The sequence below is a fragment of the Haloimpatiens myeolchijeotgali genome (assembly GCF_042688525.2).
Classification (GTDB): domain Bacteria; phylum Bacillota; class Clostridia; order Clostridiales; family Clostridiaceae; genus Haloimpatiens.
This window is the reverse complement of record NZ_JBHWAB010000002.1, coordinates 102,604-125,621: the sequence shown is the minus strand read 5'-3', so window position 1 is coordinate 125,621 and position 23,018 is coordinate 102,604. Positions and strand designations below refer to the sequence as shown.

The 23,018-nt window shown below is 26.7% G+C and carries 25 protein-coding genes and 1 other annotated feature; of the genes, 8 read left to right on the top strand and 17 right to left on the bottom strand.

The genetic code is table 11. The annotated features are described in order from the left end of the window. Positions 1–267: 267 nt before the first annotated feature. Both ACFIJ5_RS18435 and ACFIJ5_RS18430 read left to right on the top strand, forming a co-directional pair. A complete protein-coding gene (locus ACFIJ5_RS18435) occupies positions 268–1,008 on the top strand; it encodes a patatin-like phospholipase family protein (protein WP_379809745.1) in 741 nt (246 codons plus the stop codon). Positions 1,009–1,124: 116 nt separating this feature from the next. After that, on the top strand, positions 1,125–1,655 hold the full coding sequence (locus ACFIJ5_RS18430; protein ID WP_379809744.1) for a dihydrofolate reductase family protein: 531 nt from the start codon (positions 1,125–1,127) through the stop codon (positions 1,653–1,655). Between the two features lie 60 nt (positions 1,656–1,715). Here ACFIJ5_RS18430 and ACFIJ5_RS18425 read toward each other — a convergent pair whose 3' ends face one another. From ACFIJ5_RS18425 to ACFIJ5_RS18380, 10 genes are all read right to left on the bottom strand, one after another. Continuing rightward, positions 1,716–2,081 (bottom strand): PqqD family peptide modification chaperone, encoded by a 366-nt coding sequence (locus ACFIJ5_RS18425; protein WP_379809743.1) that lies wholly within the window; start codon positions 2,079–2,081, stop codon positions 1,716–1,718. Positions 2,082–2,267: 186 nt separating this feature from the next. Continuing rightward, entirely contained in the window at positions 2,268–4,055 is a 1,788-nt protein-coding gene (locus ACFIJ5_RS18420; RefSeq protein ID WP_379809742.1) for an ABC transporter ATP-binding protein, read from the bottom strand. Between the two features lie 330 nt (positions 4,056–4,385). Beyond that, positions 4,386–5,675: a transposase gene (locus ACFIJ5_RS18415; RefSeq protein ID WP_379804162.1), complete on the bottom strand. Its 1,290-nt coding sequence runs from the start codon at positions 5,673–5,675 to the stop codon at positions 4,386–4,388. A 248-nt stretch (positions 5,676–5,923) separates the two neighbouring features. Beyond that, entirely contained in the window at positions 5,924–7,270 is a 1,347-nt protein-coding gene (locus ACFIJ5_RS18410; protein WP_379809741.1) for an MATE family efflux transporter, read from the bottom strand. Between the two features lie 273 nt (positions 7,271–7,543). Beyond that, positions 7,544–8,077, bottom strand: a complete 534-nt coding sequence (locus ACFIJ5_RS18405) for a hypothetical protein (protein WP_379809740.1) — start codon at positions 8,075–8,077, stop codon at positions 7,544–7,546. A gap of 31 nt (positions 8,078–8,108) precedes the next feature. Then, positions 8,109–8,675: an NUDIX hydrolase gene (locus ACFIJ5_RS18400; protein ID WP_379809739.1), complete on the bottom strand. Its 567-nt coding sequence runs from the start codon at positions 8,673–8,675 to the stop codon at positions 8,109–8,111. Positions 8,676–8,749: 74 nt separating this feature from the next. Continuing rightward, positions 8,750–9,343, bottom strand: coding sequence for a hypothetical protein (locus ACFIJ5_RS18395; RefSeq protein ID WP_379809738.1), 594 nt, complete (start codon positions 9,341–9,343; stop codon positions 8,750–8,752). Positions 9,344–9,655: 312 nt separating this feature from the next. After that, on the bottom strand, positions 9,656–10,933 hold the full coding sequence (gene serS / locus ACFIJ5_RS18390; RefSeq protein ID WP_379809737.1) for a serine--tRNA ligase: 1,278 nt from the start codon (positions 10,931–10,933) through the stop codon (positions 9,656–9,658). A gap of 65 nt (positions 10,934–10,998) precedes the next feature. Beyond that, positions 10,999–11,203, bottom strand: a binding site (T-box leader). Positions 11,204–11,313: 110 nt separating this feature from the next. Next, positions 11,314–12,768: a HAMP domain-containing sensor histidine kinase gene (locus ACFIJ5_RS18385; protein ID WP_379809736.1), complete on the bottom strand. Its 1,455-nt coding sequence runs from the start codon at positions 12,766–12,768 to the stop codon at positions 11,314–11,316. Next, positions 12,747–13,439, bottom strand: a complete 693-nt coding sequence (locus tag ACFIJ5_RS18380; protein WP_379809735.1) for a response regulator transcription factor — start codon at positions 13,437–13,439, stop codon at positions 12,747–12,749. The genes ACFIJ5_RS18385 and ACFIJ5_RS18380 overlap by 22 nt, the downstream gene beginning before the upstream one ends. Before the next feature lie 408 nt (positions 13,440–13,847). On the opposite strand from ACFIJ5_RS18380, the gene ACFIJ5_RS18375 reads away from it, so the two are divergent. Genes ACFIJ5_RS18375 through ACFIJ5_RS18365 form a run of 3 tightly spaced genes read left to right on the top strand, consistent with a single transcriptional unit; the run spans position 13,848 to position 16,255 of the window. Next, positions 13,848–14,594 carry an ABC transporter ATP-binding protein gene (locus ACFIJ5_RS18375; RefSeq protein WP_379809734.1) on the top strand — a complete coding sequence of 249 codons (747 nt, stop codon included), beginning with the start codon at positions 13,848–13,850 and terminating at the stop codon, positions 14,592–14,594. 31 nt (positions 14,595–14,625) lie between these two features. Beyond that, the gene (locus ACFIJ5_RS18370) at positions 14,626–15,450 is read left to right on the top strand and encodes an ABC transporter permease (protein WP_379809733.1); all 825 of its coding nucleotides are present in this window, start codon (positions 14,626–14,628) and stop codon (positions 15,448–15,450) included. A 19-nt stretch (positions 15,451–15,469) separates the two neighbouring features. After that, positions 15,470–16,255: a hypothetical protein gene (locus ACFIJ5_RS18365; protein WP_379809732.1), complete on the top strand. Its 786-nt coding sequence runs from the start codon at positions 15,470–15,472 to the stop codon at positions 16,253–16,255. Positions 16,256–16,393: 138 nt separating this feature from the next. Here ACFIJ5_RS18365 and ACFIJ5_RS18360 read toward each other — a convergent pair whose 3' ends face one another. Continuing rightward, positions 16,394–16,966 (bottom strand): YdcF family protein, encoded by a 573-nt coding sequence (locus tag ACFIJ5_RS18360; protein ID WP_379809731.1) that lies wholly within the window; start codon positions 16,964–16,966, stop codon positions 16,394–16,396. Positions 16,967–17,394: 428 nt separating this feature from the next. On the opposite strand from ACFIJ5_RS18360, the gene ACFIJ5_RS18355 reads away from it, so the two are divergent. Continuing rightward, positions 17,395–17,985: a protease inhibitor I42 family protein gene (locus tag ACFIJ5_RS18355; protein WP_379809730.1), complete on the top strand. Its 591-nt coding sequence runs from the start codon at positions 17,395–17,397 to the stop codon at positions 17,983–17,985. Between the two features lie 238 nt (positions 17,986–18,223). Beyond that, positions 18,224–18,616, top strand: a complete 393-nt coding sequence (locus ACFIJ5_RS18350; protein WP_379809729.1) for a hypothetical protein — start codon at positions 18,224–18,226, stop codon at positions 18,614–18,616. A 63-nt stretch (positions 18,617–18,679) separates the two neighbouring features. Here ACFIJ5_RS18350 and ACFIJ5_RS18345 read toward each other — a convergent pair whose 3' ends face one another. Then, a complete protein-coding gene (locus ACFIJ5_RS18345) occupies positions 18,680–19,126 on the bottom strand; it encodes a hypothetical protein (protein WP_379809728.1) in 447 nt (148 codons plus the stop codon). Beyond that, positions 19,119–19,574 carry a DUF3990 domain-containing protein gene (locus tag ACFIJ5_RS18340; RefSeq protein WP_379809727.1) on the bottom strand — a complete coding sequence of 152 codons (456 nt, stop codon included), beginning with the start codon at positions 19,572–19,574 and terminating at the stop codon, positions 19,119–19,121. Before ACFIJ5_RS18340 ends, ACFIJ5_RS18345 begins: the two co-directional genes overlap by 8 nt. 89 nt (positions 19,575–19,663) lie before the next feature. Here ACFIJ5_RS18340 and ACFIJ5_RS18335 point away from each other — a divergent pair, with 89 nt between their 5' ends. Beyond that, a complete protein-coding gene (locus ACFIJ5_RS18335; RefSeq protein WP_379809804.1) occupies positions 19,664–19,831 on the top strand; it encodes an ABC-2 family transporter protein in 168 nt (55 codons plus the stop codon). A 1-nt stretch (position 19,832) separates the two neighbouring features. On the opposite strand, the gene ACFIJ5_RS18330 is transcribed toward ACFIJ5_RS18335, so the two are convergent. From ACFIJ5_RS18330 to ACFIJ5_RS18315, 4 genes are read right to left on the bottom strand one after another with little or no spacing between them, the layout of a single operon-like run. Continuing rightward, positions 19,833–20,588: an ABC transporter permease gene (locus ACFIJ5_RS18330; protein ID WP_379809726.1), complete on the bottom strand. Its 756-nt coding sequence runs from the start codon at positions 20,586–20,588 to the stop codon at positions 19,833–19,835. Then, positions 20,585–21,538, bottom strand: coding sequence for an ABC transporter ATP-binding protein (locus ACFIJ5_RS18325; RefSeq protein ID WP_379809725.1), 954 nt, complete (start codon positions 21,536–21,538; stop codon positions 20,585–20,587). The genes ACFIJ5_RS18330 and ACFIJ5_RS18325 overlap by 4 nt, the downstream gene beginning before the upstream one ends. Position 21,539: 1 nt before the next feature. Then, the gene (locus tag ACFIJ5_RS18320) at positions 21,540–21,998 is read right to left on the bottom strand and encodes a GyrI-like domain-containing protein (protein ID WP_379809724.1); all 459 of its coding nucleotides are present in this window, start codon (positions 21,996–21,998) and stop codon (positions 21,540–21,542) included. A gap of 16 nt (positions 21,999–22,014) precedes the next feature. Further along, the gene (locus tag ACFIJ5_RS18315) at positions 22,015–22,872 is read right to left on the bottom strand and encodes an AraC family transcriptional regulator (RefSeq protein ID WP_379809723.1); all 858 of its coding nucleotides are present in this window, start codon (positions 22,870–22,872) and stop codon (positions 22,015–22,017) included. Positions 22,873–23,018: the final 146 nt, after the last annotated feature.

Below are 23,018 nucleotides of genomic sequence, written 5' to 3'. Positions count from 1 at the left end.
AGGTAAATAATACCATTATGCGTGATATATTACTATTATTTAGAGTGAATTGTACTCCAATTTCTTAATACATTTAATCAATAAAAATACGCTCTAGAAAAAAATTTTCTAAAACATCCTCTAAAAATCTCCTTATTATATATAGATGGTAAAAAATCATAAAAAGTAAACTGAAAATACTTTATATAAATTCTCACCATCTGTATAAAGTGTAAGACACAACAAACTGTCCAGTAAGACAATTATTAATTAGAAAGGGTGATATTAATGACAAATGCAAATAATATTAAAAAGTATGATGGAGTATTTGAAGGAGGAGGAGTTAAGGGAGTTGCTTTTGTAGGGGCAATATGTAGACTTGAAGAAGAAGGATATGAATTAAATAGATGTGCTGGAACATCAGCAGGTTCTATAATAGCTTCTCTTTTAGCTGTAGGCTATTCTGGAAAAGAACTAAGAGAACTAATAGTTAATACAGATTACAACAAATTTTTAGATAAAAACATATCTATATTTGATACAGGTAATATATTAGAAAAATCATCACATGCATACAACTTATTTATGGATAAAGGACTTTATAGTGGAGATTATTTTGAAAAATGGATGTATAATCATTTAAAAGCAAAGGGAAAAACTAAATTTAAAGATGTATGTATAAATGGAGAATCAAGACTTAAAATAGTTGCTGCTGATGTAAGCACAGGCACCATGTTAATTTTACCTGATAATCTTAAAAAGTATGGAATAGATCCTATGGAATTTGAGATTTCTAAAGCTGTAAGAATGAGTATGAGTATACCATTTTTCTTTGAACCAGTAAAATTAAAAAATAACTACATTGTAGATGGTGGAATATTATCTTGTTATCCTATATGGATATTTGATGTAGAAGGTACCCCTAAATATCCTACTTTTGGATTTAATCTTGATGAAGAGGTTACAAACTATACATTACAAGGTAGGGGTAGCGCCAACATTTCCGACAAAACCCACTCTAAACAATAGTAAACTATTATTTTTAATGGTACAATTTACTTAAGAGTTATTTCGCAGTCGTACGATATTGTTCACTAATTATATTTTAAAATTAGATTGAATTTTATAAATATGGAGGTTTATAGATGCTCAACAATAGAAAATTAGTTTTATATATTGCAACAAGTTTAGATGGTTACATAGCGACAGAAGATGATTCCTTGGAATGGTTGTTTAAAACTGAAGGTGAAGGAGATAATGGATATTCTGAATTCTACAACACAGTTGATACTATTCTAATTGGTAGAAGAACTTATGACTGGATTATTGAGAAAGAAAAAGGTAAATTTCCTTATAAGAATAAAAAGTGTTATGTATTTTCTAAATCAGAAAAAGGTAAGAATGAAAATGTAGAATTTATTAATCAAGATGTAGTGGAATTTACAAATAAAATCAAAAGACTGGATGGCGGAAACATATGGCTTGTTGGCGGTGGTGTTCTTCTAAATTCTTTTATTAAAGAAAGTTTAGTTGACGAATTTATTATTACTATATCACCTACACTAATAGGTCATGGAATACCTTTATTTAAAAAAAATGATTTTGAGTTAGAACTAAAGTTAAAGGGGCTAAGGAGATTCAATCAATTTGTCGAACTCCATTACCAGATGAAATAAAACAATTGATATTTAGTTCACAATTTTCTTATATTGTTCACCAATTACTAAAAATAATAATCAAAATAGTAAAAGCCACATATTGGAATTTTTATCCAGCATGTGGCTCATTTTTACATGTATGTCGGCTGTACCCCTAAATATTAAATTTTCATTATATAAACTATTTAAAACTTGTATTATATTTTTACTCATTTCTTCGTTGTAATTATTTGGATATTGTTTTTTTAATTTACTTATTATTTCTGACACAGTAGTATTTCCATCACATTTTTTTATAATTTCACACATACCACTATTTATTAATAACCATTTTTTTAAATTTGGATCTGTAAGCAAAACAAGTTCATCTTCATAGTTAACATTAACACATTCACTCATCCTTAAATCTTTTGTAGTATAAAATTTATCATTTAATTGCACCATAATAACTCCCCCAATTTTTCCACTAAAATAACTCTATATTAAAAAATATAGAGTTATTTTAGTGGAAGTTATTAACACCAATTTACACAAACACCATCACAACAAGCTGCAGATAAAGAAACATTTGTAACTTTTAAAATTTTTGCTACAAATTTCATTTATTTCACCCCCATTTACAATTATTATTTATATAGAATTAGTAACTATATCGTCATCTTCCATAAACTTCAAATACAGAGGACATCTTTTTAATAGTTCATCATGTGTTCCTATATCAACAATTTCACCATTATCAATAACTACGGCATAATCTGTCCAACGAATCATATTTGGTTTATGTGATACTACAACTAAAGTTTTATTTTGAATTTTTTTAATATTTTCAATTATATGTTGCTCAGTTATTGTGTCTAATGCTGCTGAAATTTCATCTAACAATATAATTTTTCCACCATCTAAAAATCCCCTTGCTATACCGAGTCTTTGTTGTTGCCCTCCTGATAAATTTGAACCTCTTTCTCCTACAATAGTATCTAGTTTATTTGAAAATTTATTAATAAAATTAGTTGAGCAACTTAAACCTAAAACTTCATTTAAAGACTCAATATTTTCTTCTCTCCCTAAAACTATATTGTCATGAATTGAACTATTATATAAAAATGTATTCTGAAATATGCAAGTTATATTTTTTTTTATATCTTCCCTAGATAAATCATTAATATTAATATCTCCTATTTTAACTTCTCCACTAGTAGTCTCATATAAACCTAAAATTAATTTTAAAATTGTACTTTTACCAGAACCACTTTCTCCAATTATACTAATAGATTTTCCAAATGGAATCTTTAAATTTATATTATTGAGAATAGTATTTGTTCCATTATATGAAAATGAAACATTTTTAAATTCTATATCATAGTTATTTAAGATACATTTCGTTTTTTCTTTACTAGTAGATTTACTCATAATTTCATTAAATCTTTCTATCACAACTTCTAATGTCTTAAAGTTTATGAATTGATTAAAAACTTCCATTATATTAACAAATATGTTTCCAGAATAAAGTAATAAAGCTGTTATATCTCCAGTTGCTAACGTATTATTAGCAGTTTTTTGAATTGCCATAATTAATATAATAGATACCACTACTATTCCAAAAAAACTTAAAAGCCAAAAAATTGCTGATGATAAGAAATTAAAACGTACTTTAGACCTTCTCCAATTATCTTCTTTTTGATTATATTTATTTAAAATCCATTCTTTACAATAAGGATAACACTTTATTTCCCTAAAACTTGAAACTATTTCTTGAACTAAATCTCTTACATAACTTGATTTCTCAGCTTCATCTTTTGAGAGTAATTTTGTCTTACGTGAAATTTTTTTAGTAAAAATAGCCATAAAAAATACTAATGGAATAAAAATTAATGTTATTGTAACATCAATTTTGAATAAGAAATAAAAAGTAAACATCAAGGTTGTCAGTGATTTTCCAATCCAAACAACAATGTTTATAATAGATGTTACTAACTGAGTTATAGCATCAAAAATTCTAGTAACAAATTGAGTGGATTGTAAATTGTTAAAATCTATCATGTTTATGTTTGTAATATTTAAAATAGAATCTGTTCTCAGTTCATACTGCATTTTACTAGATAAATATTCTTGAAAATACTTGCCAAAAATATTTAATGACAGATAAATTATCCGTATAATGATATATAAAATTATTAGAAATTTTACATTATATGAGTTATGACTTTTTTTTGATAAATTATTTATTATATCTCCTAAAAGTCTTGTTGGATATACGCTAAAAAATGATCCTAAAATAAATATTAAACATAATCCTATTAAATATTTTAAGTTTTTTTTAAATGATTTATAAAATATTTGAGATGATTTTATAATTTTCATGTAAGCTCCTAAATCATATATAATAAATTTTGTATATATATCTATTATATTATACATTATACAAAATTTATTAAATTCCTCTATTTTCAATATATAAATTTTAAATCAAATTATTAAAATATTTAGAAAGTATTTTTCTGCGAACGACGAGAAATTTCTCGTCGTTGATAGAAAATTACTTATTACCTAAGTTTCGTACAAATATAAAACTTATATTTGTATATATTTGTCTGGTATTATTAGTTATAATATTCCGCTATTTCCCAGTTTTTAGGCGTAGCCTCTTGGTTTTATATTCCAATTTTAAAAATGGCAACACTAAAAACAGGTAAATATTAATTTGAAATTTTGGATTATATTTCATTAGTTAAAATTTCATTTTTAACCTCAAATATCAAAAGAAAGTTGAGTATATTGTGGTCTGGAAAGTGCGTCAGCAATTATCTTAGATAGTTTTGTTAATGGTGGAATATTAACTATAATTCCTTTACTAGTTCTTTTGACAAAACCTTTTATATTTCCAACTTTCTTAACTAAAGCACCTACCCCTACATCATACAGTTCTGTTTCATATAGAACTGTAGACTTAAAACAACTTATGAGGTTATGTGTTATAAATACTAACCATAAGAAACCATAGATTCCGAAAAATTTTTTAGTTCTTAGGTTTTTTATATGGTATACATTTTTAGCCATTTTAAAAAATGCTTCTATAGTTTGACGTTCATTATAAAAGTGAAATAGTTCTACTGCATTCATTTCTTTAGAACTTATATTTGTTATAAGCAAAGAATATTTTAAATTTCCCTTTTTAGATAATGTTTGAACTATAATATACCTAAGTCCATTCTCTACTGAAAATTCATATACCCAAGCAGCTTTATCGGCTTTAATATATTCTGAATAAGGTATATTTTTTGCAAGATTTTTAGCTTTAACAGTAGAGTATGCTTTTGTAACAAACTTTAGTTTAGGAGTTGACAATAATTTTTCAATATTGTCTGATGAACCAAAGCCACTGTCAGTTCTTAATATTAGATTACCATTAAGAAGTTGCTCTCTATATTTAGATAAAATAGACTTTAATAAGTCATCATAATGATCAGTACAGTGGCTATTTCCTGAATCTAAAGACATTGCTACTGTTTCAGAATGCTTACCTGTAAATGCGGCAGCTAATTGATATCCACTTTGATTTTTCTTTTTAGAAAAGTAACCTTTTTCTGCTAATTCAAAGGTTTTACCATTAGCAATTAATCCTGTTTGGTCGCAGTCTACGACTACTTTATGTTGTGAGCTAATAGAATTACTATGCTCTATAAATAAAGTATGATGAATATCTTGTAGCTGGTTTATACTGTCTGAATCAAAACGTGTAAGCAACAAATTAATCTGTGATTGATCTGGAACTCTATCCATATCAAATATATTTGCAGTAAGTTTTTCTACTCCAAGCTTTTCATTGATATCCTTAGTTGTTTCGCAACCAATAACTATAGACATCATAGTGGTAATAAGCTTTTGATATACAGAATATTTTACTTTCTTCATTTTGAGCTTAAAGCTCTCAAGTGGCTTAAAAAAATTAATTTTCAAACCAAATTGCATTACTGAAATTAACCAAGTGGAAGTAGTTTCTTCTTTACAATTGTCTTGAGTAAAGGTAAAATTATTCATATGGATAATACCTGCCTTTCATAATTTTTTGTGGTAAGAAAATTATACTCTAAGGCTTGGTATTATCCACTATTTATTTTTTGGAAACTATAATATGGAAATTACTAAAGTTTCGTTTGTACGAAACTTAGGTAATTAAAAAATCTTTTTTCAATATGAGTAAAGCTTAGAACTTGTTACTGAAGTGAAAGATTTCTGAGCAAGATATCATTTCCCGTAGCGGCTATTTTTCACCTGCGAAAATTAAATTAATTATTAATACATGTATCATTTTCTATATGTTTAATACTATATAATTTTTGAATTTTTTTATAATAAACAATAACTAGAATGCAATAATTTAAAAACAATCCTATAAATAATCCCAACATACCTATTTTTAAAAATAGTACTAATATACTAATAAGAATAAATATTAGTATATTTACTATAGAAGTAGCATATAAAACAAATTTGCTTTGACCACAGGCTTGTAAAGAATATTTACAAATAGTTTGAATAGGATTTATTAAATTGATAATTACCATAATAACTATTAATTTACTTGAAAAATTAATTACATCCATATTGTTAGAAATTACTTTAGGTAAATAATTTCTAAATAAAATCAAAATTAATCCTAAAAATAAGTATATTATAAAAGATATTTTTATTCCTTCCTTGGTAAATGTAGTCAGTGACTTTTTATTACTGGATTCAAAGGTTTCACTGACAAGGGTCAATGTTGCAGAGCCATACATATACATAGGCATCAAAATAATATTTATAAATTGTATAACTAGTAAATAAGATGTTAATTCAATTATTCCTATTCTTGCAAGAATAGCATTTATAAATATAACAAAAATACTTCCTTCTAGTAATTCTTGTCCCATTAAAGGGATACTTTCTATAAGCTGTATTTTCATATTTGAAAAGTATTTATGTACTTTTTTATAGCTAAACTTAATATGTTTTCTAGCTATGTATATATATATTAATAGATTAATACTCATACTAAATATTGATGAAATTCCAGCTCCTACTATACCCATAGAAGGAAGTCCTAGTTTACCAAAAATTAAAATATAATCTAAAATAACATTTAAAATTGATGCAATTAAAGAACTAACCAATATATATTTTGTCTTTTTTATAACTTTAAAATATGATGAAAATGTAAAAATTAACAATTGAATTATCATATATAAACTCATTATATTAAAATATTTTAAAGCTACATTTAGTAACTCCCCAGAAAAATCATAAAAAACTTCTAAAATTATTCTACCAAAAAAGATAATTATTCCAAAAAATAATATACCAATCATTGAGTTAAGTAAGATTGATGAAGTAAGATGATCTTCAAAATCCTCATATTTATTTTCACCAATAGATTTTGACCCTAATATATTAAATTCAACAGCTAAAAATCCAATAATACCAGCTAAAAAAAAAAGTAATGACATTATTATTCCAACTGAGCTATAGGCAAAAATTGAAATTCTACCAATAAGCATTTGGTCTGTAAGTCCTATTATTAGACCAGAGATTGATTGAATTATTAAAGGAACTGCAATATTGTTTAATTGTTTAATTTTATCATTAATTAACATGTTTTTATTCTTCTAACTAGAAAAATAAAATCACTACTTTCTTTTCTAAATGTTAATAATTTAGTACCTTTTATATAAAATAATTTAATTTTATCCATATATGATCACTCCTCATATAAAAAACAACTCTTATCAGAACCATAAATTGAACCATCTAAATTATATGCTGTTGAATAGCATCCCTTATTTTATATATTATAATATAAATGTTTATATATTTAAATATATTATGATAAATTTAGTAAATTAAAGATAAAATATCCAAAGCCAATATCAATGCGGTACATTCAATAGTTTAATCTTGCCTGTACAACTATTAAATATATACCCCACACAATATTCTTTACTACTCTTAGGATCTTTGTATTCAATAAAAAATAAGTAAAATTCTTTTGGTAAAAAATATGGTGAGTCTTTCAATAATATAGTATTCGAATTACGAATATCTTTATATTTATCCTTTTCAGTAATATTCTCAACATCTATAAACTTAGCAGAATCATTTACTTTTTTATTTATAAATATTTTTTTAGCTTCAAAATATGAATACTTAGGTAAAGTAATCATGAAAATTACAGGTAAAATAATCAAAAGAAACATATTTATTTTTAAAAAGACTTTTCTGATTTTTTCTTTTTTATTGTTAGGCTTGTACACAATTTCAAAAATAAGTATAGAAATTAATTGATACAAATATAATTCGTCAAAACTTTTCAAAGTTCCTATATACATAGTTTCATTTATAAAAATATATAATATCATTTCTAATACTGCAATTATAAAAAGGATAACACTTTTTTTATTCATTTTTCTTTTTTTGTTAATCACTAAGTCCACCTTATGCATCATAGAAATCTTCAATTTTGCATATTATTTTATTATAAATTTTCTTCATATGGGATTCACTTGAGTATATATCTATTTCATTCATTGGAATCCACTTAACAGCACTATTCTCATCTGGTTTAATAATAACCTGCTCATTCTCATCAGCTTGAAATAAATATACTACTGATACATGTAAATGTGATGAAACATATTTTCCTTTTCTGAAATGCCCAAACGGAGATAACATATCTAATGAAACAATCTTATTAGTGATAGGACTAATATTTTTTACTCCTGTTTCTTCTTTAATTTCTGATATAGCTACGCCTAATAAATTTTCCTCACCATCTGCATGTCCTCCGGGCAAAGACCATGCATTAAATATATTATGATGTACCATTAACACTTTATTTTTATCTTTATTTATTACAAACCCAGAACTTGTTATATGAATAATTTCATTGTCTCTTTTTAAAATATCATCAAATATATTTATACATTTCAATATTACTTCCTTGTCTTTTCTTTCTTGCTCATTGTAAGGGACAAATTCTTTTATTGAATCAATCCAACTCATATTAACACCTGCTTTCTTAAATATATTCTTTCACTTAGCATTTTTAGAAAATTCTATACTTCTTAGCTTGATGACTATGGGTGTTCCACCAAAATATTTGCTTTTTTAAGTGCATTATAAATTTTATTCTTTTGCCTTAAATCTTTTTCAAATTTATTACTATTTTTAACAATAGCAATAGTATCTTTAGAAACATCTTTAATCATATATTCAGGTGGAAAACAAGATTTTCTTGGACTAATAGGAAATCCTGCACAATATATTCTTTTATCATTAACCATTATTACTACTGCATCTAATTCTTTTGTATGAAGTAAGTTACTTCCCCCTTCTGTTAACTCATCATCCTTTTGTATAATGGATTTATGATTCTTTAAATAATCATCAGTTAACTGAATTTCATGAGTATTCCAATTGTACTTTTTTATATCCTTTTCTTCTAATAAAGGCTGGTCTTCTATATCTAAAGAGTCCATAGAAAGATCGGTTTTAACATATTTACCGTCCTGTTCATTTCTTCCATAGCTTAATGCACCTTTTTTACTTTCTGCCTTTACAAAATAAATGGCAAACCCATTTTTATCACTGCTTTTATGAGCACCTATATACACACAATAACCTGCAATTATAATAATTACTAAAATTAAAATTCCATAAAACTTACGCAAAGTTCCAATCCTCCTTTTAATAAAAACGCTTACTATCTATATAATATCATTACATATTTCTTTGATTATTACAATATTATTACATATATGTTTGAATTTTCATTGAACTAAATTACAATAAGTATATTGATTATATTTCAAGTTTTACATTTAAAATATAATTTATATAAATTTTAGACAGATTTTTTTTATAAAAAAACATTTTTTGTAAGTTATACATACATAAAAAAAACATACATAGATTTGATTTACACAAATCTATGTATGTTCCCCAGAGCAAGATATCATTTTTCGCAACCAACGAAGGTTGAGCTATTTAATTACTTCCATGCCACCCATATATGGTTGTAAAGCTTTTGGAATATTTATAGAACCATCTTCATTTAAATTGTTCTCTAAAAATGCAATCAACATTCTTGGAGGTGCTACTACAGTATTGTTTAATGTATGAGGAAAATACTTTCCATCCTCGCCATCTATTCTAATTTTCAAACGACGTGCTTGTGCGTCACCTAAGTTAGAGCAGCTTCCAATTTCAAAATATTTTTTCTGTCTAGGAGACCAAGCTTCTACATCCACTGATTTTACCTTTAAATCAGCTAAGTCACCAGAACAACATTCTAAAGTTCTAACTGGTATATCCAAAGAACGGAATAAATCTACTGTATTTTTCCATAATTTTTCATACCACATCATACTATCCTCAGGTTTACATACAACAATCATTTCTTGTTTTTCAAATTGATGAATTCTGTATACTCCTCTTTCTTCGATACCGTGAGCTCCCTTTTCTTTTCTAAAACAAGGAGAATAACTAGTCAAAGTTTGAGGTAAAGAACCTTCTGGTAATATTGTGTTAATAAATTTACCAATCATAGAATGTTCGCTAGTTCCAATTAAATATAAATCTTCACCTTCTATTTTGTACATCATTGCATCCATTTCTGCAAAACTCATAACACCAGTTACTACTTCACTTCTAATCATAAAAGGTGGTATACAATATGTAAATCCACGATTTATCATAAAGTCTCTTGCATAAGAAAGCACTGCAGAATGAAGTCTTGCCACATTACCCATTAAATAATAAAATCCATTCCCAGCAACTTTTCCAGCACTCTCCAAATCAATACCATTTAATTTTTTCATAATTTCAGTATGATATGGAATTTCAAAATCAGGTACAGCTGGCTCACCAAAACGCTCCAATTCTACGTTTTCACTATCATCTTTACCAATAGGAACACTTGGATCTATTATATTTGGAATAACCATCATAATCTCTTTAACTCTTTTATTAAGTTCAGCTTCTTTCTTTCCTAATTCTCCCAAATGTTGTGAATCTGCAGTAACTTTTTTCTTAAGTTCTTCTGCTTCCTCTCTTTTCTTCTGAGCCATTAATGCACCAATTTGCTTTGAAATTTTATTTCTTCCAGCTCTTAAAGTTTCTGCCTCATGTTTTGTATCTCTAAGTTCACTATCTAAAGCAATTACTTCATCTACTAAACCTAACTTATTATCTTGAAACTTATTTTTTATGTTTTGCTTAACAATCTCTGGATTTTTTCTTACAAATTTTAAATCTAACATGTTTTTCCCTCCTGAATTAAATATATTGCATAATACAAAAAATAAAAAACTTCCATCCCATATATAACTGGGACGGAAGCAATCCGCGTTGCCACCCAAATTGCTGATGTATAAAACAATCAGCCGCTCAATAGTATTATAAAGGATACTACCCTTTCGATTCATCACCGACAGCTCCAAAAGTGGAAAGATTTAACCTTTCACCGATTCACACCAACCATCGGCTCTCTGAAGAAATTTATAAATCGTAGCTTTTATAATCACTGTTTATATATATTTAACTATACTGTAATTATGTACAATTATATATATGCTTATGCATATTGTCAAGTAAGCTACTTTCAAAAATGAAAACAATTTCCATTTTAAACTATATTTTACTACAGAATATGTGCATTTCTTCTTGGCAGTGAAAATTCTACAGTTGCACCACCTTTAGTATTGTTATATGCATGAATTTTTCCATTGTGTTTTTCAACAATAAGTTTGCATATATAAAGGCCTAATCCAGAACTATTTTTATAAGCTACATCTTCATTTTCTTTATAATATTTATTAAAAATTATATTTGTTTCATTAGTAAAGCCTTTACCTGTATCTGATACCCTAAAGAAAAGCGAATTATCTTTCAAAAAACTCTCAAGTAGTATTTCATCATTTTCTTTTGTATACTTTAAGGAATTAGATATAATGTTTGAAAGAGTTTCTTCTATTCTAAAAGCATCAAAATAACAGCTTTCTGTATCTTTAAATGAATGTGATACTACAAAATTTACTTTTTTCTCATTACAAAGACAATAAATATTTTCTTTGATACAAGAAATGAACTCGTCCATATTTACAGCTTGTACATTTAAAGATAAGTTTGGCCTTTCTAAATCCCATACTTCATTTAATTGATTTATAAGTCTTCTTACTTTATCCGCATTATTTAGTAAAATTTTAATATAATCTTCTTTTTGTTTTTCTGATATATTACCGTAATTTCCTGAAAGTAGTTCTAAATGCCCATATATAATAGTTATAGGAGTTTTAATATCATGAGTAAGCGCTAAAATCATATCTTTTCTTTGTTGTGTCATTAACCATTGTGTTTTAAGAGACTTTTCTAAAGTTGATCTCATTTCCTCAAAAGCTTTTAGAACTTCACCTATTTCATTTTTATAAGATAAATCTATCTTAAAATCTAGACGACCATTTTTGATTTTATCACTAATTTTGATTAATTTTTTTAAGTTCTTATTAATCCCAGATGAAAATAACCATGAAAAACAAATTACTACTATAAAATGAATTAAAAGTACTGAAATAATAGCAAATAACGGATAAAAAAGATCACTACCTACTTTTCTCATAAGTTTGTCAATAACAGCCGTTTCTGCAATAGAATTACTTTTATATTTTTGAACAAATCCTCCTTTTAATTTATTATTAGAAATTAATGGAGTAAAAACAACAACATACATTTTTTTATCTTTCTTATCATATTCTTTTGTAAAATATCTATTAGACTTTATAGAAATTTCACCAGGTAATTTACTATCAGTTGAAGAATATAAAACATCTTTATTTTTTAGCACAATCCAATAATCAAAATCTTTTTTTAGTACTTCCCTATCTATTTCATTTTTAAAGTTTTCATTAAAAATTTTGTCTACATTTCTTGATGCATATACTTCATTAGAACATGCTACTTTCTTGTTATAACATGTAGATAAAAATAAAGTAAGAACAATAAGAGAAAGAATAATTGATACTATAGTAGTTGAAATAAAAAACAATACAAATTGTGTTTTTATTTTCAAATTTTTATTTATATGTTTAAAGACTCCCATTTGTATCCTATCCCCCATGCAGTTTTTATATAATTATTAGATATATTATTGAAATTAAACTTAGACCTTATTCTTTTTATATGTTCAGTTACAGTATTAAGATTGCTTTCACTGTCATATCCCCATATAGTTTCAAAAATTTGCTCCTTAGAAAATACTTGTCCAGGATGAGTACATAAAAGTTCAATAATTTCATATTCCTTTTTAGTAAAATCTATTTCAATTCCATTTTGTTCAATACACTTTGATATTAAGTTAACTGATAAATTATCAAAATTTAGTTTTGTTGTTTCTTTTTTTCTCACATTTTCACAGGTCCTTTTAAAATGAACATTGATCCTTAAAATAAGTTCTTTTAAAGAAAAAGGCTTTACTATATAATCATCACCCCCAAGCAAAAATCCTTTAATCCTTTCTTCTTCAAGTCCTCTAGCTGTCAAAAATATAATTGGACAGTTTATTTTTTCTCTAATTCGTTTACAGATATCAAATCCATTTAGATCTGGCAGCATTACATCAAGTAAAATAATATCTAAATCGTTATTTACTTTTTCCAAAGCTTCATACCCTTTTAAAGCAAAATCTACAGAAAACCCCTCTGCTTCTAATGCAGGTTTTATAAATGAAATAATGTCTTCATTATCATCTACAATAAGTACTTTTTTATACATTAGTAATAATCACCTCTTATTCTGTACCTAATAATCTTGTGCACACTTAGCTTTATTGTGTATTATGTGAACTTACCTATCAACTTCTTGCTGGATGCATTAATTTTAAATAAATACTTCAACCTTCGCAGTTGAAAAATAGCTGCTGCACGAAATGATATCTTGCTTAGAAACCTTTTTCTTCGCTAATCAGTATTTTTTTACTGTAAAAGTTGAGTAAATACATAATAGTACGTAAATGTATTTATTGCAAGTTTAAGGTTTAAATGTATTAGAGTTTATAAAAAGTTTATTTTTTTATGTTTATATATTAATGAATTCTTCGTATGTATACTTAAAAATCAACTAAATATGTGAAATTACCCGGGTATAAATATATAAATTAACTGTAATTAGGAGTTGAAAAAAATGAATAATAAAAAAATTGAAATTAAAAATGTAAGTAAAACTTTTAAAAAAAGAAAAGTAATAAAAAATGTTTCATTTGAAATTTTAAGTTCAGATATTTGTGGTTTTATAGGTCCTAATGGTGCAGGCAAAACTACCATAATGAAAATGATAACTGGGCTAATCAATCCAGATAAAGGAAATGTGTTGGTAAATGGGATAGATGTATCTAAAAACAGGGAAAAAGCTTTATTTGGAATAGGTGCTGTTTTAGACGTTCCAGTATTCTTTGGTTACATGTCAGGAAGAAAAAATTTACAAAATTTAGCGAGACTAAATCATGGTATGAGTAGAAAACAGCAGCTTGAAAAAGTAGAAGAAGTATTAGAAATTGTAGGGCTTAAAACCAAAACTGATGATAGAGGAAATGATAAAGTAAAAACCTATTCCTTAGGAATGAAACAAAGGCTAGGTATTGCTCAAGCACTACTTAATAACCCATCAATAGTAGTACTTGATGAACCTACAAATGGTCTTGATCCTTTAGGAATGAAGGAATTAAGAGAATTAATAGTACAACTTAAAGAAAAGTATGGAATTACATTTTTAATATCAAGTCATCTCTTAGATGAACTTCAGAAGGTGTGTACTAAGTATGTTCTTATAAAAGATGGAAGTATAAAGTGGAGTGGAGCATCTGACACATTGTTGAATTCTATTGAAAAAAACAAAACCTTAGAGGATGTTTTTATGGAGTTACTGCAATAGTTATATTCAAAAATTTATGGAGGACTATCTAATGTTTAAGTGTATTTTTATGTACGAATTTGAAAAATTTTGGTCAAAAAAAATAAATTTAATGTGTTTTCTTTCTATACCAGTAATAGTTTTATTATCATTAAAGTTTGCTTTAGAAACTAATACACAAGCAAAAGTAACAGATGTAGTTTTTAGTTCCAGTATGAATTTTCCTATAATAAGTATTCAAGAGATGTTACTCACTGCATCTAATATAATTGTATTAATTTTTTTTGTATTAAGTTTCAATGAAGAATATAGAAAAGGAAATTTGAAAATGGCTTTTTCAAGAGCAATTTCTATAAAAAAGCTATATCTAGCAAAGTTTTTAGTATTAGCAATAAATATATTTTTAATATTAATAATTCATTTTATTATTTCTTTTATTGTAGGTGAATTTTATTTACCTAAAGTTAGTAAAACAGCACTATTTTTAAAAGAAGGATTATATGATGCTAAATATGCAGCCATATACACTCTTAAATACTATTTTGTAGGATATTTAAGTTTACTTGCCTTTGGAAGTATAGTTCAATTCTTTTCAATAAAATGCAATACCATAACAGCAACCTTAGGTTTAAGTATAGGAACTTTTTTTGTAAATTTTTTATACATAGAAATTGTACTTAGTCTATTTGGCAGTTGTAAGAATAGTTTAACTGTACTTAAATATCTTTGTATATCAACAGTTTATGCTCAATTTAGTGGTGCAGCAAATTTTGCAGCTGGAATTACAAGTGTTTTTTTACTGGGCATGTTCATAGTTATTGCAATTTTTCAAATTACATCATACCTATCATTTATAAATGAAGATTATTTAGAATAAGAAAAGGAAGGTAAAGAATATGAAAGAATTAATTTGGGCTGAATGTGAAAGGATTTTGAATAAAAAAAGTACTAAAATATTATTTATGATTACTATTGTATTTCAAATTTTCGTTTTTTTAATATATCAAAAACGTTGGCATGTTGATAATTATGTTCTTAAAAAAGGATTAGAAATTTCTCTTAATAGTCTTAATTACTCGGTAACACAACTGACAGATTTTAATGCTGTTTTAATATTTATTATATTACCCTTATATTTTACTGAATGTTTAAGTTTAGAAATTGATACAGGTGCCTACAAAATGATATTGCTAAGGCCAATAAAAAAGTGGAAACTACTAGTAGCTAAGTGGATAGCTTTAGCAAGTATTTATGCAGCAATTCTATGTTGTGTATATTTAACAAAAACCCTTATAGGATATATATTTATGCCTAGAGTTGAATCTACAAACTATTTTATTATAAATTCAAAATTAGGTTTATTTGATTCTACAATATACAATATAAAATATTATTTAATAATATTAGTAATACATTTATCCCTACTTGGTATAACTTCATTTATAAGTGTAATTGTCAAAAAGCCTATATTAACATTCTTAGGAAGTATTGCTTTTATGATAGCTGCATTATATTTATTTAAACCTATGATTGATATATTTTTTAAGACAGCAACAATTGGACATTATATTTTAGCAGGCTCATATAATTTAAATAATATATATACCTTTTTCCTATTTTCTTTATGTTGTTTAGGAGCATCATTATTCATTTGGAACAAAAGAATAGGTAAAATGGTATAATGTAATCCAATTATTTGTTTTTTTCCATATGATAAGTGAAGAAATTATTACAAAGATTAGTATAATTCAATTGATATTACATATTAAATAAAGGAGATTTAATAGCTCTTTTGGTTCGTCTTATAAAACAATATAGTATCAGTGTCTTTTTATCTTAGTTTTGGCCATTACATAATTTTCCCACATATATATAGCAATAATATAAAGATAAGAGAATTCTCTTGGATAGTCAGATTTCTCCATTTGATATGTAATATTGAATTTTGATAAAAAATAGTTAGAACGTCTTAAATGCCAAGGAGAAGTTACTACCATTGCTGATGACCAATTTTTATCTTCCATTATCTTTATTGAATTTTGTATATTTTGATATGTATTTCTTGATTTATCCTCTTTAATCAAACAACTATTTGGAATACCTAATGATTTTGCGAAATTAGCCATAACATCTGCTTCAATATATTTATTATAGACTCCTCCACCCGAACATATAATGTTATTAGCGTATCCCTTATTAAATAATTCAACTGTTTTCACAACTCTTTCTCTCATTATCGGAGAAGGCTTCCCGTCCTGTAATGCAGGAAAGCCTAAAATAATTATCACATCAAATCTATCCCTTTTCAATTTTGTTACAGGAGACTTATAAACTAAAAGTGGATATAAGTTGATTAATACAATGATTATGATAATAAAAATATTAATATCCATTTCCTTTTGTACTCCATTCATTGCGTATAATTTATTTATACATGTTTTGTAGTTTTTTACAATTATGCATTAATATATCATTACGTATACTATAATTATACTAAATATACCCAAATATATAAACCACAAACTTATTTACATTTTAAGGAAGTGAGTTTACGGTTTATCGTAACTACCCTAGGATTACCCCTATTAATAAATATATCTTACTGTCAATATCTTCATAGTATTCATAGCCACGAACTGGCATAGCATGTCTACTACGTATTAACGTATTAGTATATCAACCAGAATCTATAGGATTGACTCTATCTAAATCATATGTAGCATTTTGCCAGGATATATTCTTACTATCATAATATGGATATAATGTAATATTTATCATATAATAATATCTAAGTATAAAATTGTATTTGAGGAGAATATATATGAATAGTAAAAAAAATATTATTATCATAATAACAGTAATATTACTATGTGTAATATTATTACTGTATAAAGTTATATTTTCACGACAAGTATTTTTTGATCAGATAAATTCTAAATTAGTAAACTATAACTTTAAAATATTTAATCTTAATAAGATGGATGCATTATTAGGTAAACAAAGATATGTTTATGCAGGTAATGTAAATAAAAATTATATTGCAATTATAACATATAAGGACAGGAATGCTTTAATAAAACAGTATGCAGTAGACAAAAATGGAACATTAAATTTAACTGTTCCAAAAGAGTATAATTTTATTATATCTTTACATGCAAATAAGACAATTACTTACACATGGAATATAGAAAATGATATTAATAATAAAATAATTAAACTTGAAAAACAATCTTGGATTGATATACCTATACCTAGGTCAAAAAGAGGCAAGAAAGGTATAAGTTATGATAGACAAAACTTTTATTTTAAACCTCTAAAGTCAGGCAATGAAAAAATAATTATGAGATATGAACATCAAACTTTATCTGGGAGACCATATGATGAAATAACTTTTAATATTCAAATTAAATGAACTTCATGATTCAAAAGATAAAGAAAATATAGTATCAAAAGAAGAATTTGTTATTTATGATATCATTCCTTTCTAAAAACAATATCTTGTACAGTTTTTGCTTTATTATACATAATATTAAAATAAAGTAAAAATAGGTTAACACAAATCTATTATAGGTTTTTATTTGGTTTTTTATGTGATATGTAATATCATATAGGTATAAAATGTTATTAGATTTGTGAAAGGAATGAGTGTCATGGATTTTATTATAGATACAGTATTTCAAATATTCTTTGCATTTTTTTGGATAATTGCATTAGTGATAATTTTGATTAAAGCAGAAAATAAAAAGAAATTAGCACCTTTAATAATATTTGTTCCTTTGCTTATGATATGGACTATATACTGCTGCAACAGCGTTTTAAAACCACGTTTTCAAGATATTAGTTATTATATTAATAAAAATTATAAAACTACTAGTGGCAAATGTATCAGTGTACATAAAGGAAAAGGAACTCCATCCTTTGTATTGGAAAAACAGACTTATTATTATAACGCAAGGGTTAATAAAATTTATGAAGGTAAGAATTATAGATTAAAATATCTTCCTAATAGTAAATATGTTATTAAATCAGAGGTCTTAAAATAAAAATTTTGTAGCAAAATACGCATATAAAAGTTATAGCAGAAACTATAAGTTTCTGCTATAACCTTATGCCAATAGTTTTCCTTCTAAATAAGAATACTTTAAGTATTCTGGAGTACTATAGTATACTGATGAATTAAAATCTGAAATCTCATCACTAATAAATGATTGAAACACTTCATACAAAACATCTACTGTATCATCATCTTCTGAACTTACATCTATTATTAATCTTTGATATTCTTTTCCTATTGCTTGGAAACTTGGTACAGTATATTTACATAATCCTACTGAATCAAAATTACCTTCTTTTATATTAAAATACTCTATTATCTCATCTGATACTTGCTCAAATGATAAACAATGATTAACATCAGCAAGTTCTAGCTGTCTCTTTAACTCTTTCTTTCCAAGTATTTCTACAATAGTTGATCTTCTATTTTTCGTCTTTCTTCCTATAAATTCTATGAGTGAACAAACGTAAAATAAGTCATTTTTTTGAGTATCATTCATTTATAATTTCACTCCTCTCAAATTTAAGGCAATCTAACGCTTTCAATGTATGAAAACTTATTTGATGAGTAGGATATTTAAACTTTGCTAACTCCCAAAAAATGTTTCTAGTAATTTCTCCATCTAAAAAATCATTTACATAATTCCAAACAGTATCATCCGCCATTGGTCCTTCTACTATATCATAATCATGTACTAATCCATTTCTGCAAGCAGCAATAAAATCTAACCATTCATCAGTCATGTTTTCAAATTTTAATATTTTTAACTGTTTGTTTTCCATATAAGTATAATAATTAACTGTAGGACATTCCCTATTTCTTTTAGCCCATCTTTTAGCTTGTTTAAAATTATTGGTACAATAAAATCCCCAGGAAAAATCTTTTGTATATCTACTTTTTCTTATCTCTGGAAATTCAACAACTTCTCCTGATGCATGATACAACATAAACTACTCACCTTTCCTTACATATTTACTTCTCTATTATAATAAAATAATATATTTTTAATTTTTACTAGTTTCTTTTTTATTATAACATTTCTATTTCAATAATAGTTCAATTTTTATCTTTAGCTAAAAGACCTGATAGTATATTTTCTAAAAAAATAAGATATCTTTTAACTGCAATTATTCTAGTATTTGTTATGAGTACTGTTCCTTGTAGAATAGCTTTAAATAAGTATACCAATATAGATGTTGCTTAATTTAGTGTGTAGTTTCTTTGTCTAATCTCCAAAGTGCCAAAGTAAAACTACAAATACACATTACAGCAAACAGAAAAATAACAGGTAAAATAAATTTTAAGGAAATAAAATCTCCTAATATTAAGTTTCGTAATGCATTAATAACATGGGTAAAGGGATTAAGGTTTATGGCTATCTTGAGTACACCCGATACATTTTCGGCAGGAAATAATGCAGTACTTAAAAAGAAAATTGGCAATACAATTATATTCATAATTGTCTCGTAAATCACTTCATTTGGTAAAATCAAGCTTATAGTATAAGCCAATCCCGACATGAAAAATGCTGTAAAGAAAATCAATACTATCATAAGTAAGATACCAACCACACCTGTAGTAAACTTTACTCCAAACAACAAGCTTAAAACACATAAAATTGTTACTTCAAAAAAAGTACATAAAACAGCTTCTAGCATTTGTCCCAACACAATAGAACTTCTTCTAATAGGTGAGATAAGCACCCTATAAAAACTACCACTTGATTTCATCAAAAAATTAATTATACCACCGCTGCTGCAAGCAGCCATTGTAACAAGAACCATGATGCCTGGCAAAATATATGCAGTATAGTTATGAATCCCTGTATTTTGCATTGTTCCATTTGCAACTGCACTATATAGTATAAGCCAAAGAATAGGCTGTGAAATAGTGATAATGATTGATATAGGATTTTGAAAACGCCACTTCATGTTGCGCCACATCATATTAAAAATACTCATGATAACACCTCTTTTTCACTTGCTTTTGTAAGATTTAAAAATATATCATCCAGACTTGGTTGTGCAATTTCAATACCTGTAAAAGATATGTCATTCTCTAATAACCATTTATTAATAGAATGAAAATCCTTTTGACTATCTCTTGTCCCTATTGTAATGCAGTTATCTTTTACAATTACCGATTTTAATGACATGGTATGTTGCAAATTACTAGCACAATTTTGGGCCTGTTCTTCCTTATGAAAACTGATACGAAGAACATTTTGATGCACATACTTTCGCAGTTCACAAGGAGAAGCCTGAACAATCTCATGTCCATCCTTCATAATACAAATTGTACTTGAAAGTTGGTCAGCCTCCTCTAAATAATGAGTGGTAAGAAAAATAGTTGTTCCAAAATCATCTCGAATCTTCTTCATCATATCCCACATAGCCATTCTTGACTGAATATCCATACCCACAGTAGGTTCATCCAAAAACAAAATTTTCGGTTGAGACATCATATTCACAGCAATATCTAACCTACGTTTTACACCACCAGAATAAGAAGATACCGGATATTTTAAATAATGTTCCAATTCAAAGCAATGGATTAATTCTTTCATTCTCTTTTTAGCTATGTCAGAGTTCACTTTATAAAGCCTTGACTGAAATATCATATTCTCCTCCATTGATAGATGATTATCAATAGAAGTACGTTGAGCAACACAGGCAATCTGCTTACGAATAGAATTAGGATCCTCTTCAATATCCTTTCCAAATACAGTTATCTTACCAGATGTTTTATGAAGATATGTTGTTAGAATATTAATTAAAGTAGACTTACCTGCACCATTTTGACCAAGTAGAGAGAAAATCTCTCCACTTTTAACCTGTAAACTCAATCCATTTAAAGCTCTAACTCCATTTTTATATTGTTTTACCAAATTTTCAACCTTAATCGCCCACATGCTATTTCACCTCTTTTATGGGAAATAAAATTTCAGTAATATATTTATTAGGATTACCTTTTAAAATCATCCCAGGGCCTTTTATAAATACTTCTCTAAATGGCGGCTGCAATATTAAACCATGAGACTGAGCATATTTATTTATAGCTGTATATGCATTTTGTAGTGTTTCATAAGGACCTATATGAGTAACACAAACTGCTTTAATACGAGGTATTTCTTTTACTTCAATACCGCTTGTTATTGGTGTTTCAGAGGTAGGAACACATAAGTCAAGCTCACCCACTTTCGTATCAGGATTCATAGCATAATAACAGAAAAAAGGTGCACTGTTTACCTTACCTCTAATTGCCTTAAATACATTAGGGAAAACCTTATTTGCTTCTGTAACAACACCTTTATAACGCATATACGCTACCCGTATAGGCTCCACATCTCTAACTTTAATGTCATAATTCATTTTATCTCCTCCAAATCTATTCTTTTTCTATAGCAATCCAAATTTCAGAATGCCCACCATTTGGCTTTTCATCACAACTTGAATAAACCTCAATATCAGGAAGTTCTGCATATTTATATCCAGAAAAGGGAAGCCATTCTGTTAAAAATCGTTTATACATAGTTTGAATGGACTCAGGATAGTGTCCGTCACATTCCAAAACAACCCAAGTAGCAGATGGTATTACATACTCTGTCATACCTTTTGGAACTGGTTTATCTGTTGCCACAGCAATGTAATATGAAATATATTGAGGACTTGTATAAACACTTACTCCCAAAAGTTTTTTTGGATTTTGATCTGATAAACTAGAAATCTCTGAAAGTTTATCACCCCTCCACATTTCCTCCCAAAACTTTGGAACTATTTTTAAATTTTCCTCCATTTCTTCTTGAAGTGGAACACTAACACCCACAATTCGAAAAGATTCTTTCGTTTCGATCCTATACCTCATGCTTTTACCTCCTGTAACAGTAATCTTAAAACTTATCGATGGATAAGCCTGCAGCAACACACCTTTGCTTCGTGCAGCTGTTGGTGAAATACCATGGATATTTTTAAATGCACGATTAAATGCAGTAGGTGAAGTATATCCATATTTAAATGCTATATCTCCGATTTTTGTATTACAACTTTGTATTTCAAAAGCTGCCTGTGTCATTCTTCGTCTACGGATATATTCCGATAGAGGAATTCCTGCTACATATGAAAACATTCTTTGAAAATAGTAAGTGGAACAACAGGCAATTTTTGCAGCTTCATCATAAGAAATTTCACTGGTCAAATTGTTTTCTATATATTCGATTGATTTACTGAGTTGCATAAGCCATTCCATATTGATTACCTCCTTGGTAAAAGAATATCATAATAAAAATTTTATATCCTCTCTTTCTCTGTCCAGTTTTGTAAACTTTAAATTTGATATAAACCATATAATACTATCTTCAATTATTTGACACATCCCCTTTCTTTGTATTAAAA